General features: G+C 63.2%; 8 protein-coding genes. 3 read left to right on the forward strand and 5 right to left on the reverse strand.

Annotated features, from left to right (window positions below):
- Positions 1-47: 47 nt before the first annotated feature.
- Positions 48-1,466 carry a glutamate--tRNA ligase gene (gene gltX / locus O6R08_RS08525; RefSeq protein WP_271419331.1) on the reverse strand — a complete coding sequence of 473 codons (1,419 nt, stop codon included), beginning with the start codon at positions 1,464-1,466 and terminating at the stop codon, positions 48-50.
- A 128-nt stretch (positions 1,467-1,594) separates the two neighbouring features.
- Here gltX and O6R08_RS08530 point away from each other — a divergent pair, with 128 nt between their 5' ends.
- From O6R08_RS08530 to O6R08_RS08540, 3 genes are all read left to right on the forward strand, one after another.
- Entirely contained in the window at positions 1,595-3,301 is a 1,707-nt protein-coding gene (locus O6R08_RS08530) for a glutamine--tRNA ligase/YqeY domain fusion protein (protein WP_271417741.1), read from the forward strand.
- Positions 3,302-3,403: 102 nt separating this feature from the next.
- On the forward strand, positions 3,404-5,455 hold the full coding sequence (locus O6R08_RS08535) for a bifunctional metallophosphatase/5'-nucleotidase (RefSeq protein ID WP_271417742.1): 2,052 nt from the start codon (positions 3,404-3,406) through the stop codon (positions 5,453-5,455).
- A gap of 216 nt (positions 5,456-5,671) precedes the next feature.
- On the forward strand, positions 5,672-7,330 hold the full coding sequence (locus O6R08_RS08540; RefSeq protein WP_456298784.1) for an alpha/beta hydrolase: 1,659 nt from the start codon (positions 5,672-5,674) through the stop codon (positions 7,328-7,330).
- Between the two features lie 253 nt (positions 7,331-7,583).
- Here O6R08_RS08540 and tuf read toward each other — a convergent pair whose 3' ends face one another.
- The 4 genes from tuf to fusA form a co-directional block, all read right to left on the reverse strand.
- A complete protein-coding gene (gene tuf, locus O6R08_RS08545; protein ID WP_271417744.1) occupies positions 7,584-8,777 on the reverse strand; it encodes an elongation factor Tu in 1,194 nt (397 codons plus the stop codon).
- A gap of 283 nt (positions 8,778-9,060) precedes the next feature.
- Entirely contained in the window at positions 9,061-11,352 is a 2,292-nt protein-coding gene (locus tag O6R08_RS08555; protein ID WP_271417745.1) for a hypothetical protein, read from the reverse strand.
- Between the two features lie 176 nt (positions 11,353-11,528).
- On the reverse strand, positions 11,529-12,176 hold the full coding sequence (locus O6R08_RS08560) for a hypothetical protein (RefSeq protein WP_271417746.1): 648 nt from the start codon (positions 12,174-12,176) through the stop codon (positions 11,529-11,531).
- Between the two features lie 849 nt (positions 12,177-13,025).
- Complete coding sequence (gene fusA, locus O6R08_RS08565; protein ID WP_271417747.1) at positions 13,026-15,119, reverse strand: elongation factor G; 2,094 nt, start codon at positions 15,117-15,119, stop codon at positions 13,026-13,028.
- Positions 15,120-15,237: the final 118 nt, after the last annotated feature.

The raw sequence follows: 15,237 nt of genomic DNA on the forward strand, positions 1-15,237 counted from the left end.
AACGAATGCCTCCGGGATCACCTCGGACTCCGCCTGGGGTATGGCGTTCACTGGGAATCCAAGTGGGCGCAGAACCTTTCCATGCGACGCAGCGTCGATTCCTTGCCCAGGATCTCCATCGCCTCGAACAGTGGCGGGGACACCCGCGACCCGGTGACGGCGACGCGAATCGGCGCGAAGGCCAGGCGCGGTTTGATGCCCATCTCGTCACACAGTGTGGCGCGCAGTGCGGCCTGGATGGCCTCAGCAGAGAAGTCGTCAAGCTCCTTGAGCACGCCCAGGGCAGCGTGCTGAATGTCGTCGGCACCGGCCTTGAGCTTGGACACGGAGTCCTCGTCGAACACGAGGGCGTCGTCGTCAGTCAGCAGGAAGGCCAGCTTGGGCAGGGCCTCCGACAGCAGCACCAGACGCTCGCGGATGAGAGGCATCGCCGCGTGAATGACACCGCGATCCTCGGCGGTCAGGTCGCGGCCCAGCACGTCGCGGGCCTGGCCGGTGCGGTCGGCGTAGTCAAGCACGCGATCGGTGAGATCGTCGGCGTCGAGACTGCGGATGTACTGGCCGTTGAGCCAGTCGAGCTTGGTGACGTCGAAGACTGGCCCGCCGGTGGAGATGTTCGCCCAGTCAAACCGCGACACGAAGGAGTCGAAGTCCTCCATCTCCTGGCCTTCAGCGATCGTCGGGTAGGCCAGGAGCTGTAGGAAGTTACGCAGCGCCTCAGGTAGATAACCCTGTTCACGGAACCACATCAGACGGGCAGCCGGGTTCTTGCGCTTGGAGATCTTGGACTTGTCGGTGTTGCGCAGCAGTGGCATGTGCGCGAACGCCGGGGCCTCCCAGCCCAGCCACTTGTAGAGCAGCAGGTGTTTGGGGGTCGAGGAGATCCACTCCTCACCACGCACGACGGTGTCGATACCCATGAGGTGATCGTCGACGACGACGGCCATGTGGTAGGTCGGGAACCCGTCGGCCTTGAGGATGACCTGGTCATCGGGGCGTGGGGCACGGACCTTGCCGCGAATGAGGTCGTCGAACTCCAGGTCGACGTCCTCGGGGATGAGCATCCGCACCACGGGGGTGTCGGTGAACCCCGGCAGCTTGGCTCGCTCCTCCTTGGACATCCCCAGACACATGCGGTCATAGCCAGTGTCGGAGGACTTGGCGGCCGCGCGCTCCTCACGCAACTGCTTGAGCCTGTCCTGGGAGCACCAGCAGCGGTAGGCATGGCCCGACTCGATGAGCTTGTCGACGAGGGGTTTGTAGGTGTCGAGACGCTCGGACTGCTTGTAGGGTTCGTACGGTCCACCGATCCGCGGCGACTCGTCGGGAGACAGGCCCAACCAGTCGAGCGTCTGGTAGATCTGTTCCTCAGATCCCTCCACCAGACGGTTACGGTCGGTGTCCTCGATGCGCAGCACGAATTGGCCGCCAGTACGTTGTGCCCACGCCTTGTCGAACAGGGCCATGTAGGCCGTGCCCACGTGAGGGTCTCCGGTGGGCGAGGGGGCGACGCGGGTGCGAGCGGGGTGCAAGTCAGTCATGATGTCCTGGAGTCTATCGGGAAGAACCGACAGACTCCGGTAAGGTTCCCGCCATGGCAGAACCCACAGGTACCCCGGCTTCCGGCTCCGAGTCCAGCTCGGATTTCATTCGTCAAGTCGTTCGCGCGGACAACGAACAGGGCACCTACGGAGGGCGAGTGCAGACCCGGTTCCCTCCCGAGCCCAACGGGTACCTCCACATTGGCCACGCCAAGGCCATCGTCACTGATTTCGGCATCGCCGAGGACTTCGGCGGCATCTGCAACCTGCGTCTCGACGACACCAACCCTGGCACCGAGGACGTCGAGTACGTCGAGTCGATCATCGAGGACATCGAGTGGCTGGGCTACTCCCCCGCCCGCGTCGTCCACGCATCCGACTACTTCGACAAACTCTACGAGTGGGCCCAGTATCTCATTCGCGAGGGCCTGGCCTACGTCGACGACCAGTCCCCCGAGACGATCCGCGAGCAGAAGGGTGGTTACGGCAAACCCGGCATCGAGAGCCCCTACCGTGATCGCCCAGCCGAGGAATCCCTCGACCTGTTGGAGCGGATGCGCAAGGGCGAATTCCCCGACGGCTCTCGCTGTCTGCGCGCCAAGATCGACATGCAGGCCGAGAACATGTGGCTGCGCGACCCCGTCATGTACCGGATCCGTCACCAGGCCCACCACTCCACCGGCACGAAGTGGTGCATCTACCCCACCTATGACTGGGCCCACGGCCAGTCCGACGCCATCGAGGGAGTGACACATTCGCTGTGCTCCCTGGAGTTCAACAGCCACCGCCCGCTCTACGACTGGTTCCTCGCCCATCTGCCACTGGAGGCCCCGGCCCCCAAGCAGCGCGAGTTCGCCCGTCTGGAGCTGACTCACACCATCACCTCGAAGCGTCGTCTCAAGTCCTTGGTGACCGACGGTGTCGTCGAGGGATGGGACGACCCCCGTATGCCCACCCTGCGCGGTATGCGTCGTCGCGGATACCCGGCTGCTGCCATTCGTGCCTTCTGCCAGGCTGTCGGCACCACCAAGAACAACTCGGTCAAGGCCATCGAGGAGTTCGAGTCCTTCGTGCGCCGCGAACTCAACGCGACGGCCCAGCGCCGCATGGCTGTCCTGCACCCCCTCAAGCTGGTGCTCGACGGCTGGCCGACTGACGATAACGGCGAGCCGGTCGTCGAGTGGTTCGAGCTCGTCAACAACCCCGAAAATCCTGATGACGGCACCCGTCGCGTCCCCTTCACCGGACAGTTGTGGATCGAGGCCGACGACTTCCGCGAGGACCCGCCCCGCAAGTTCTTCCGTCTCTCCCCCGGTCGCGAGGTGCGCCTGCGCGGCGCCTACCTGGTGACGGCCACTGACGTCGTCAAGAACCCTGACGGCACCATCGCCGAGGTCCACGCCAGCTACGACCCGCAGTCGCGTGGCGGGACCGCCCCCGACGGACGCAAGGTGAAGTCGACGATGCACTGGGTCTCGGCTGCCCACGCTGTTCCGGTGACCGTCAACCTCTATGAGCGTCTTTTCACCGCCGGCATTCCGGGTTCGCAGACCGGTGAAGCCCTCGACGACCTCAACCCGAATTCGCGGGAAAACCTCACCAATGTCATGGCTGAGCCGGCTCTGGCCGACATCACGGCGGGCGAAGTCGTTCAGTTCGAGAGGCTGGGGTATTTCGCAGGCGACAAGGACACCACCGTCTTTCACCGCACTGTTGGTTTGCGCGACGAATGGGCCCAGCTGCAAAAGCGTCAGGGCTGACCCAGTGAGATTGACGGTGGCAATCCACCGAACTGTCACCCGGGTGTCACTTCCCTCAGCAAGGATGGTGGTGCTTGCCATCCCATTGGAAGGACACCATCCATGCATGACAACCCGTTTGGTACGAACCTGTCACGTCGCGCCGTGCTGGCCGGCACCCTGGGGGCAGGACTGGCGATGAGCGCTGTCGGGAATTCCTTGGCGGCACCGTCAACGTCTGACACTCCCGCCGCCCCGGGGGCGACTGCTGCCACCTCCGCGCTGACCGTGCTGGCCACCACCGACATCCACGGTCACGTCTTCGACTGGGACTACTTCGCTGACGCCCCCTTCCCAGCGTCGGACCAGGGGCGCTCCTCGGCTCCATTGGGTATGAGCCGGGTGGCCACCATCGTCAAGCAGGTCCGCGCCGAGAAGGGTGCCGACTCCGTCGTGATGCTCGACAACGGTGACACCATTCAGGGCACCCCGCTGACCTACCTCGCGGCGAAGCAACCCGAGAAGCTCGGTCGCGACGAGGTCATGGCTCGCGCCTTCAACCTGGTCGGCTACGACGCCGCCAACATCGGCAACCACGAGTTCAACTACGGGCTCAAGGAACTCGACCGGTTCAAGAGTGATCTCGAGGCTCCGCTGCTGTGCGCCAACGTCATCGACCTGACGACCGGCAAGCCGCTCACCCAGGGCACCCTCATGCTCACCAAGACCGTCGATGGCCACCCGGTCAAGGTTGGCGTGGTCGCCGTCACCACCCCCGGCTCGATGGTCTGGGACAAGGCAAATCTGGCCGGCAAGGTTGACATCGCCGATCCGGTCAAGACCGCTGCCAAGTACTCCGTGAAGCTGCGCAAGGACGGGGCTGACGTGGTCGTCGTGCTCATCCACGCCGGCCTCTCGGAGGATCAGGCCTCCCCGATCTACCAGGGCCTGCCCGAGAATGACGCCACCGTCTTGGCCAAGTCTGTTCCCGAGGTCGACCTCGTCGTCATTGGTCACACACACCTCGACGACCCGGTTGAAATCGTGGACGGCATCTCGGGCCACAAGGTCGTCATCACCCAGCCCGATTACTGGGCCCGCTCGGTGTCCCAGGTGACGATTCCGCTGGACTTCTCCGGCGGCAAGGCTGCTGTGGTTCACGATCAGGTCACCGTGACGCCCCGCTACACCCGCGACGTCGAGGAGGACAAGGAGTTCGCCTCCGACGCCGAGTTGCAGGCCGACCACAAGGCCACCGTCACCTACGTCAACTCGGTCGTCGCCACCTCGACGACGACGCTGACGACCGAGCGCTCGATGGTCGAGGACACCCCCATCCTTGACTTCATCGGCAAGGTGCAGGCTGACACCGTCGCCCAGGCCATCAAGGGTGGCAAGTATGACGGCATCCCGGTCATCGCTCAGGTGTCGCCGTTCTCGCGTACCGCCGCCTTCCCGAAGGGCGAAATCAAGATCAAGGACATCGCCGGCCTGTACGTGTTCGACAACACGCTGGCGGGCATCCTGCTCACCGGCACCCAGCTCAAGGATTACCTGGAGTACTCCGCGAAGTACTTCAAGCAGGTCAAGAAGGGCGCCACCGTCAATCCGGCCCCGGCCAGCGAGGGCGGCGACACCCAGGCTGACTACCAGGGCAAGCCGGTCTGGGATTACAACTACGACGCCATCACCGGTGTCAAGTACTCGATCGACATCTCCAAGCCGGTCGGCGAGCGGATTCTGGGTCTGTCGTGGCAGGGTGCGCCGGTCGCCGACGACCAGAAATTCGTTCTGGCCATCAACAACTACCGGATGAGTGGTGGCGGCGGTTACCCGCACGTCACGCAGGCACCGGTCGTGTGGGACGAGATCCTCGAGATCCGTCAGCTTCTCATCGACACCGCCTCGAAGATGAAGACCATCGATCCGAAGGACTTCTTCGATCGCAACTGGTTCGTCACCACGACTGGGGAGACGTGGCCGACCGACGGCAAGCCCGGTGCCAAGCCCGGCGACGGTTCCCAGCCTGCTGACGGCTCTCAGCCTGGTACCAAGCCCGCCGACGGCTCTCAGCCTGGCGCAGGTACCAATCCTGCCAACGGAACCCAGCCCGGACGCGGCTCCCAGCCCGGCAACGGTGATCGCCCGACCGTTCTGCCCAGCACCGGCTTCTGACCGATTTCCACCCACAGCAGTGCCTCGGCTCACCAAGGTGGTGGGCCGAGGCCCTTGTTGTCCTCGCAACGTGGAAGAGTGTGCCATGGTACCTGGCGACGACCGCGGCGCCACCGGCTCTGAAAGGACGCACCGCTGACAACCCAAATCGTCCCACGAGATCCGAAGCGGGGACTCCCGGCTCGGCTGGCCAACCGAGGTTGGCCAGCGAGGGTACTGCGCCGTGCCAGCGTTGCTGGCCTCGTCTTCGGTCTGTTCGGTCTCTGGACGGCTCTGACTCCGTCCTTGGTTCCCCGGACCTGGTCGATGGTGGCGGTCAATGTGTGGCTGTCGACTCTCGTCGCCTACGGGGTCGGCGGATTCATCGGGCGGATTTCCCGCTGGCTGGCCGAAATCACACGGTTGCAGGTGACGGTCTCGACGACTGCCGTGCGCAGCATCAGACGTAGCTGGTACATCCTGCTGGCCCTCATCTCGGGGTGGATGTTCGTGTGGTGCACGAAACAGCAGAAATCGGTGTCGGAGGCAGTCGGGTTGCCTCGGAAGGTCTGGACTGCGCAGACCCTCGGCGTCTTCATAGGGCTCATCCTGTTCACCGCGACCGTACTGCTCATCCGTCTCATCGCTCACGGCATCCGAAACTTGTACACCGGCGTGCACCGTTTCATCGCCCAGCCAGTACTGGCGATCATTGTTGTCGTGCTGAGCGTCTCCCTGTTGCTGTGGGCGACGAACAACGTCATCGTCAGGACGACGGCCAATGGCGTGGCTCACGTCATGGCACGCACCAACGCGCAGACTGCGGCTGGGCGGACTCCCCCGACCTCTCCCCTCCGGTCCGGGTCTCCTGCCTCGTTGCAGAGTTGGGAGAGCTTGGGCAGGCAGGGTAAGGACGTCGTCACCGACGGCCCTGACGCGGCCAAGATCGAGAAGGTCACCGGCCGACCGGCCAAGGAGCCCATCCGGGTGTATGCGGGCCTCAACTCACGTCGCGATTACATTGCCGAGGCCAATGGCGTCCTCGCCGAGCTCATCCGTACGGGGGCCTTCAACCGCAAGGTGCTCGTCGTTCAGAACGGAACGGGCTCTGGCTGGATCGAGGAATGGTCGGTTTCGGCGGTGGAGTACCTCACCGGTGGGGACTGTGCGACGGCGACGATGCAGTACTCCTACCTGGGCAGCGTCGGGGCCTTCCTGCTTGACCGGGAATCTCCCAAGGAGGGCGCCCGAGCCCTCTTCAATGTCATTCACGACTACTGGGCCACCCTCGACCCGCAAACTCGCCCGAAGTTGTACACGAGCGGGGTGTCGTTGGGGTCTTACGGCGGCCAGTCCGCATTTTCATCCATTGACGACATGATCTCCAAGGTTGACGGCGCCGTGTGGGTCGGAACACCGGGGTTCACGCCGATTTGGAAGGGTTTGGAGGCGAACCGGCGAGACGGCTCCCCGGCCATCGTGCCCGTCATCGACAATGGCCGAATCGTGAGGTTCATGGGCAATCCGGACGAGATCCACCACGATCATTGGGGAGCTGCCTATTCGCCTTGGTCAACGCAGACCCGTATCGCCTATGTGCAGCATCCGTCCGATCCGGTGACGTGGTGGTCCCCGGAGATGTTGTGGTCAGAACCCGACTGGATGCGCGAACGCGCTGGGGATGACGTCAATCCCCACATCCGGTGGACGCCGTGGTCAAGTTTCTGGCAGGTCGCCGCCGACATGGCCTTGTCGACGACACCTCCTGGCGGACATGGGCACAACTACCACAGCGAGCTCGTCCCCATCTGGTCGGCGGTGCTGAACATGCCCAGCGATCGTCAGACCATGGACGCCATTGCGAAGGCGATACCGAGTACCTCTGCACCGCGGTGATAGCTGCGGTAGGGGTCCGTTGGTGGCCCCTGCCCTAGTAACCGTCCCTCTCTAACCAGTTGCGCCAGTTGTGTCTCACCTGCGCCAGATTTTCTGGCGCAGGTGAGACACAACTGGCGCAGGTAGGTCTGGGATGGGGAGGAGAAGGAAGCCGACGCCACACATCCGGGCCGGCCGGCTCAGAGGCTGCCCAGACATGCAACAAGGCCCGCCCCCACACAGGGGACGGGCCTTGTCGAAAAGTCAGATCACATCACTTGAGGATCTTGGTGACGCGACCGGCACCGACGGTGCGGCCACCCTCACGGATAGCGAACTTCAGCTGCTCCTCCATGGCGATCGGGTGGATCAGGTGGACGGTCATGTCGGTGTTGTCACCAGGCATAACCATCTCGGTGCCATCGGGCAGCTCAACCGTGCCAGTCACGTCCGTGGTACGGAAGTAGAACTGGGGGCTGTAGTGCGAGAAGAACGGCTTGTGACGGCCACCCTCGTCCTTCTTCAGGACGTAGACCTGGCCCTCGAAGTCGGTGTGCGGGGTGGTGGAACCCGGCTTGCAGAGGACCATGCCGCGCACGACGTCCTCCTTCTTGGTGCCACGGAGCAGAACGCCGACGTTCTCACCAGCGCGACCCTCGTCGAGGATCTTGCGGAACATCTCGACACCGGTGACGGTGGTCTTCTGGGTCTTGTCGTGGATACCGACGATCTCGACCTCTTCGCTGGTCTTGACGACGCCGCGCTCAACACGACCGGTGACAACGGTGCCACGGCCGGTGATGGTGAAGACGTCCTCAATCGGCATGAGGAAGGGCTTGTCGAGGTCACGCTCAGGCTGCGGGATGTACTCGTCAACGGCGTCCATGAGATCGAGGATGGACTGGGTCCACTTCTCGTCACCCTGGAGAGCCTGGAAGGCGGAGATACGGACGACCGGGCAGTCGTCACCGTCGAACTCCTGGGAGCTCAGCAGCTCGCGGACCTCCATCTCGACGAGCTCGATGAGCTCCTCATCGTCGACCATGTCGCACTTGTTGAGGGCGACGACGATGGCCGGCACGCCCACCTGACGGGCGAGCAGGACGTGCTCGCGAGTCTGAGGCATCGGGCCATCGGTGGCGGCGACCACGAGGATGGCGCCGTCCATCTGGGCAGCACCGGTGATCATGTTCTTCACGTAGTCAGCGTGACCAGGGCAGTCAACGTGAGCGTAGTGACGCTTCTCGGTCTGGTACTCGATGTGAGCGATCGAGATCGTGATGCCGCGCTGACGCTCCTCGGGAGCCTTGTCGATCTGGTCGAACGGCGACTCCTCGTTCAGCTCCGGGTACTTGTCGTGCAGCACCTTGGAGATCGCCGCGGTGAGGGTCGTCTTGCCGTGGTCGATGTGTCCGATGGTGCCGATGTTGCAGTGCGGCTTGGTCCGCTCGAACTTGGCCTTTGCCACTGGGGCTCCTTCTGGAATGTCGCCCGCTTGTGCACGGGACGCGTCATGTGGGTATTCCTGGGAGGTTCCCAGGAACGTTTCTGGACGGGCCCCCGACCAGAGGTCAGGGAACTTGTCCCATTGTTCTGCACGAGGTCGTGATAGTCAAACCAAACACGATCCGGCGATCGAATTGCCTCGCCGTATCCAAAACGCCAGCGGTGCGTCGAGCCATCTGACTCGACGCACCGTCGACCGGGACTGCCCCGAAACACCTCACTCGTCGGCTCGGGGCCGGCACCGATCAGTTCAGGTCTGACTCGTTCCACGGACCGCCTTGCGGCCCTTGAGGGCCCCGCGGACCTTGCTGCGGGCCTCGTCCCCCAGGGAACTGACCGTTCTGCCATTGACCGTTGTAACCCTGTTGACCCGGGCCACTATGGCGTTGGCCGGGTTGCTGAGGCTGCCCCTGCCCCGGCTGGGGCTGCCCAGGACCCTGACCCGGATACCCCTGAGGTCCGCGCGGCTGACCAGGCTGCCTACCAGGCTGCTGACCGGGGTATCCCTGTCGACCCGGGCCACCAGGCCGTTGGCCCGGCTGCTGAGGCTGCCCCTGCCCCGGCTGAGGCTGCTGGGGCTGACCAGGACCCTGACCCGGATACCCCTGAGGTCCGCGCGGCTGACCAGGCTGCTGACCGGGGTATCCCTGCCGGCCCGGGCCACCAGGCCGTTGGCCCGGCTGCTGAGGCTGCCCCTGCCCCGGCTGAGGCTGCTGGGGCTGACCAGGACGCGGACCCGGATAACCCTGCTGCCCCGGATAACCCTGTGGACCCGGGTAGCCCTGCTGCCCCGGGTAACCCTGCGGCCCCGGACGTGGACCCGGGTAGCCCTGCTGCCCGCGCTGCTGATTCTGGTACGGGTACTGCTGCTGATATTGCTGCTGAGGATTCGCGGCACCCGCAGCCTCGGCTTGACGATTGATCCATTGCGCGATGGTGGCGCGCTTGATGATCGCCAGGACGATGAGTCCCGCAACCAGGACGAGGACCACCATCAAGACGATGATCGGGGTCCACTTGAGGGTTGTCGCTTCTACGCTGACCCCGTTCCTGGACAAATCCTTCTGTTTCCAGCTTTGCTCCTTGCCACCGTCGACGAACTTGCCGTGGGTGAGGACCACCTTGAAGGTCGCGTTCTGCGGAAGCGAATCGAGCTGGGTCGCGCTGATCGTCCAATGCTTCTTGAACGTCGACTCATCGCCCTCCTCGACATCGATTCCGACGCTTCCGTTGGATACCTTCGAGTAAGCGGCCGTGAACTTCTCTGCAGAATCAGCGCTTGCCGTGTACTTGAGGTGCACGACATTGCCGTCGGTGCTCTCCTCGTCCTTCCATACGGAGAAGCGCTGCTCAAGCAACTTCTTGAGCGCTTTCTTGTGCGGGGCGACAGATGCCTTGTCGAAGTCCCATTGTGCGACATACGACACCTCCCCCTCTGGGTCGACGGTCACCGTCGCCGCACTGCTCTTCGCCGCGAGAGGAAGCATGAATTCACCGATGACGCCATCTGCCCCGGAACTGACGACGACATTCTCCTCGTCGCCTTCATCCTCGCTGTCGCCTGTGCCATCACCCTCGGACCACGAGTCAGGGTAATGAACAATGGTGCGAACCTTCGTCTCGTCGTCGGACTGTGATCCGTCGGCTGTCTGTTTGCGAGCACAAATCGCCGCGCACGTGAGGTTCCCCGTCACCGTCGCATGTGCCAGGAAGTTGTTGTCGCTGTTCTTGGAGGTAGGCCACTCGACGTCACCGATCGCCAGTTTCACGTCAGAGGAGGGATTTCCCAGGGCCTGTGCCAGCCGCTTGTTGAGGGTGTTCAGGTCAGCGGGAGCAATCGTCACCTTCTTGGCATAGGCAAAGTTTCCGGAGACATTCCTGGCCTTTTCAGGAAGGTCGGTATATGAGGCGTCCTCAGCCTTGCCATTGCCATCCTTCGTCGCCTGCTCAAGGAAGGCGTTGATCTTGTCTTCCTTGTCCTTACCGACGACCTTCTCGGAGAGGTACCAGACGACAGCCCCCACGGAGTTGGTGCTCTTGAAGTCCAGGTCGACGATGACGGCGTCAAATCCATTGTCGACAACCTGTTCAACCTCCAACGGAGACGGGGAATTGAGCTTCTGTCCCCCGATCGAGAACTCCACGTTCCCGTCGTCATCGAACACATAGCCGGCATCGCTCTCTGTGATGACGCCATCCTGAACGAACCCGTCTGCCATCCACGCGAGTAGGTCTGACGACTCGAAATTCTCTTTCCCGACGATGCCTTGAACAAGCGGGGTGTTGATTTTCTGGACGTCGGAGGTGGGATTGTCGTTATTGCCCGCAGTCAGGGCCTGAACCTTCGACACGTAGTCGTCGTGGCTGGAGAAATCCAGCTGGAACGTCGCAGTCATGGTATTCCCAGCGACCTGCAAGCCCTTGTACTGAAGCTGTGACGGAATGTGTTTCTTGATGCTGTTGTCGATCGTAGCTGGCGGCGTCGAGAACACTTTCTTCGCCGAGTCGGAGTCGTCGTTGGTGAAAGTCGCAGTCATGACCCGCGATCCCGCACCATCATCGTTGACCGTCATCGTCGTCGTGACAACGGCCCCGCACCCGGTCAATACCAGGGACGCCACCGCGCACAACAACGCGATACATCGTCGGAGCGACCAGCCGACAGTTCTTCCATGCGTCATCTCCATACGCCTTTCACTCATCAGATTCGGTGTCATGCCGACATCCAGATCGCGGCCAGGCACACCTTTGCCAAAACGATCACGAGGACGTACACCCCGCTGAACAACACGTGGGCAACCAGCGGTGACTTGGAAAAGTGCCCGCTGCGGTTGAGGCCGACGTAGAGCATGAGTTCCGCCAGGAAAACCGTCAGGCCGCCAAAGATGAGGAGCAGGTACATTCCGGCGCTGACAAGGAAATTCGAGGGGAAGAGCCAGAGCAGGCCGACAAAAGCGACGACGACGGACACCGAGATCGTCGAGACCGCGACGAGATTGCCCATCGTCAGGAAGGGAACCTGAGAGCCTCGCATGTGATGGATGAAGTAGAGCTCACCGGATCGCACGGCGAAGGCCAGCAGGGCGAAGACGAACGTCAGGAGGAATGCCAGGATCCATACTCCGAAATTGAAGTCCGCCACCGAGGGATTCCTGAGTGCTCCCGCCACTCCGAGCCTGGTGAACAGGTTCCACAAATTGGGATGTTCAATGATGTCGACCGTCTTTCCCATGCGCCAGAGCAGGTTCGCATAGGCGAAGCCGACGGCTCCGGCCTGGGCCAAGGCCGCCCACATCCAGAACATTGGTGTCACAAGACCAAAGGCACTTGAAGGGTTACCGCGCCACGTCGTCTTGAGCACGCGTCCCACCAGGACAAACCAGTTGGGGCCTCGTCCCGCCGTGGCCATGCCACCGGGTCCGCCCTGATTCCAGCCGGGCTGGGGAAACGTCGGCCCTTGGGGTCCAGGCCCCTGAGGCTGCCAGTTTTGAGGACCGGGGCCTGGGCCGTAAGGACCGGCACCACCCTGCCACACGGGTCCGGGCTGGGGAGCTGGCATCGGACCGCCCTGCGGCCTTGGCATCGGGCCGCCCTGGGGGCCAGCTACCGGACCACGCATCGGACCGCCCTGCGGCCCTGGCATCGGGCCACCCTGGGGGCCAGCTACCGGACCACGCATCGGACCACCCTGCGGCCTTGGCATCGGACCACCCTGAGGACCACCCTGCGGCCCGACGGTAGCGGCCGGCTGAGGCGGATAGGGGGTGCCCGGTTGAGGCAACGGGCGAATCACCGTCTGTGACATGTCGATGTCGTCGGGGGACGTATTCTCGTCAGCGGCGTTGCCTTGGAGTTCCCCGTCTGCGGGATCAGAATTGGGTGGCGTATCGGGTTGGGCTGTACCGGAAGATAAGTTGGTCACAGGCTGAGAGGTATCCCCGACATCGTTTGGATTATCGCCCTCAGGTGCCTTGCCATCATCGTCATGCTCACCGGATTGATCGACCATGAGGGCCCCTTCTCGTGGGGACCGAGAGCTGAATTGTTCCGACCATCTCGATCCACAATGTCAATGCCAAGGACAGTGTAGACCCCGCGTAACCGGTAGGGCCACATTGCGACGATGGTTATTCTCCGCCATCCAAGACAATCGGCCCGGCTCCGCACGAGCGGAACCGGGCCGATTCGTCAGTCAGATATGACTGCAGGCTCACTTGCCCCCGTTGGCCTTGGCGATGATCTCGTCAGCAACGGTGGACGGGCACTCACCGTAGGAGTCGAACTCCATGGAGTAGGTCGCCTGTCCGGAGGTCTTCGAGCGCAGGTCGCCGACGTATCCGAACATCTCGGACAGCGGCACCAGGGCGCGCACGACCTTGTTTCCGTGCTCCTCAACCATTTCCTGGATCTGGCCACGACGGGAGTTGAGGTCACCAATGACGGTACCGAGGTAATCCTCGGGGGTGGTCACCTCGACGGCCATCAGCGGCTCGAGCAGGCCCGGGTTGGCCTTACGAGCGGCCTCCTTGAAGGCCATCGACCCGGCGATCTTGAAGGCCATCTCGGAGGAGTCGACCTCGTGGTAGGCGCCGTCGAGCAGGGTGACCTTGAGATCCTCGACCGGGTAGCCGGCGAGAACACCGAACTGCATGGACTCCTGGACACCGGCGTCGACCGAGGGGATGTACTCCTTGGGGACGCGGCCGCCGGTGACGGCGTTGACGAACTCGTAGCCGAAGCCGGGCTCCTGGGGTTCGATCGCGATGATGACGCGAGCGAACTGGCCGGAACCACCGGTCTGCTTCTTGTGGGTGTACTCGTACTTCTCGACCGGCTTGCGCAGGGTCTCGCGGTAGGCGACCTGCGGCTTGCCGATGTTGGCCTCGACGTGGAACTCACGCTTCATGCGGTCGATGAAGACGTCGAGGTGGAGCTCACCCATACCGGCGACGATGGTCTGGCCGGTCTCCTCGTCGGTGTGGACTCGGAAGGTCGGGTCCTCCTCGACGAGACGCTGAATGGCGTTCGAAAGCTTCTCCTGGTCGGCCTTCGACTTCGGCTCGATGGCCTGCTCGATGACGGGGGCCGGGAAGGTCATCGACTCGAGGATGATCGGGTTGCTCGGGTCGCAGAGGGTCTCACCGGTGGTGGTGTCCTTGAGGCCCATGACGGCGCAGATCATGCCGGCGCCAATGCTCTCGATCTCCTCACGCTTGTTGGCGTGCATCTGGTAGATCTTGCCGATGCGCTCCTTCTTGCCCTTGGTGGCGTTGAGCACCTGGTCACCGGCGTGCAGCACACCGGAGTAGACGCGCACGAAGGTCAGCTTGCCCAGGTGGGGATCGGAGGCGATCTTGAAGGCCAGGATGGACAGCGGCTCGTCGTCGGAGGGGTGACGCTCCAGCTCGACGGACTCATCACCAGGCTTGAAGCCGGAGATGGCCGGGACGTCGATCGGGGAGGGCAGGTAGTCGACGATGGCGTCGAGTAGCGGCTGCACACCCTTGTTCTTGAACGAGGTGCCACAGGTGACGGCGGTGAAGGCAGACGCCAGCACGCCGCGACGGATGGCGGCCTTGATCTGGTCGACGGTCACCGAGTCCGGATCCTCGAGGTAGGCCTCCATGAACTCTTCGTCGTTCTCGGCGACGGTCTCGAGCATCTCGGCACGAGCGGCCTCGACGGCATCCTTCATGTCGGCCGGGATGTCCTCGACCTCGTAGTGAGCGCCGAGCTCGGTCTCGCCACGCCAGGTCTTGGCGTTCATCTCGACGAGGTCGACGATGCCGATGAACTGGTCCTCGGCACCGATCGGCAGCTGCAACAGGACCGGGATGGCGTGCAGACGCTCCTTGATGGTCTCGACGCAGTGGTCGAAGGAGGCACCGGTGCGGTCAAGCTTGTTGACGTAGCAGATGCGCGGCACGCCGTACTTGGCGGCCTGACGCCACACGGTCATGGACTGCGGCTCGACACCGGCGACGCCGTCGAACACGGCGACAGCACCGTCGAGAACACGCAGGGAGCGCTCCACCTCAACGGTGAAGTCCACGTGTCCGGGGGTGTCGATGATGTTGATCTGGGTGTCGTGCCAGAAGGTGGTGGTCGCGGCGGAGGTGATGGTGATGCCGCGCTCCTGCTCCTGCTCCATCCAGTCCATGGTGGCGGCGCCGTCGTGGACCTCACCGATCTTGTACGACTTACCGGTGTAGTAGAGGATGCGCTCGGTCGTCGTCGTCTTGCCGGCATCGATGTGGGCCATGATGCCGATGTTGCGAACCTTGCTCAGGTCAATTTTGGCCACTGTTCTTGACCTCGAATCTTGGAGTTAGTGGTCTTCGTATGATGCTCGACGCAGATGAACCTGCGGTAAACCGCAAGGTTTTCTGGGCTGAACGCGATTGTGCCCTCTCCCCGACGGG

The sequence above is a fragment of the Cutibacterium equinum genome (assembly GCF_028021195.1).
GTDB classification, from domain to species: domain Bacteria; phylum Actinomycetota; class Actinomycetes; order Propionibacteriales; family Propionibacteriaceae; genus Cutibacterium; species Cutibacterium equinum.

Excerpts from the sequence above, each read along its gene's own strand:
- O6R08_RS08530 (WP_271417741.1), top strand. The coding sequence starts at position 1,595 with ATGGCAGAACCCACAGGTACCCCGGCTTCCGGCTCCGAGTCCAGCTCG.
- gltX (WP_271419331.1), bottom strand. The coding sequence starts at position 1,466 with ATGGCCCTGTTCGACAAGGCGTGGGCACAACGTACTGGCGGCCAATTC.
- O6R08_RS08555 (WP_271417745.1), bottom strand. The coding sequence starts at position 11,352 with ATGACTGCGACTTTCACCAACGACGACTCCGACTCGGCGAAGAAAGTG.
- O6R08_RS08535 (WP_271417742.1), top strand. The coding sequence starts at position 3,404 with ATGCATGACAACCCGTTTGGTACGAACCTGTCACGTCGCGCCGTGCTG.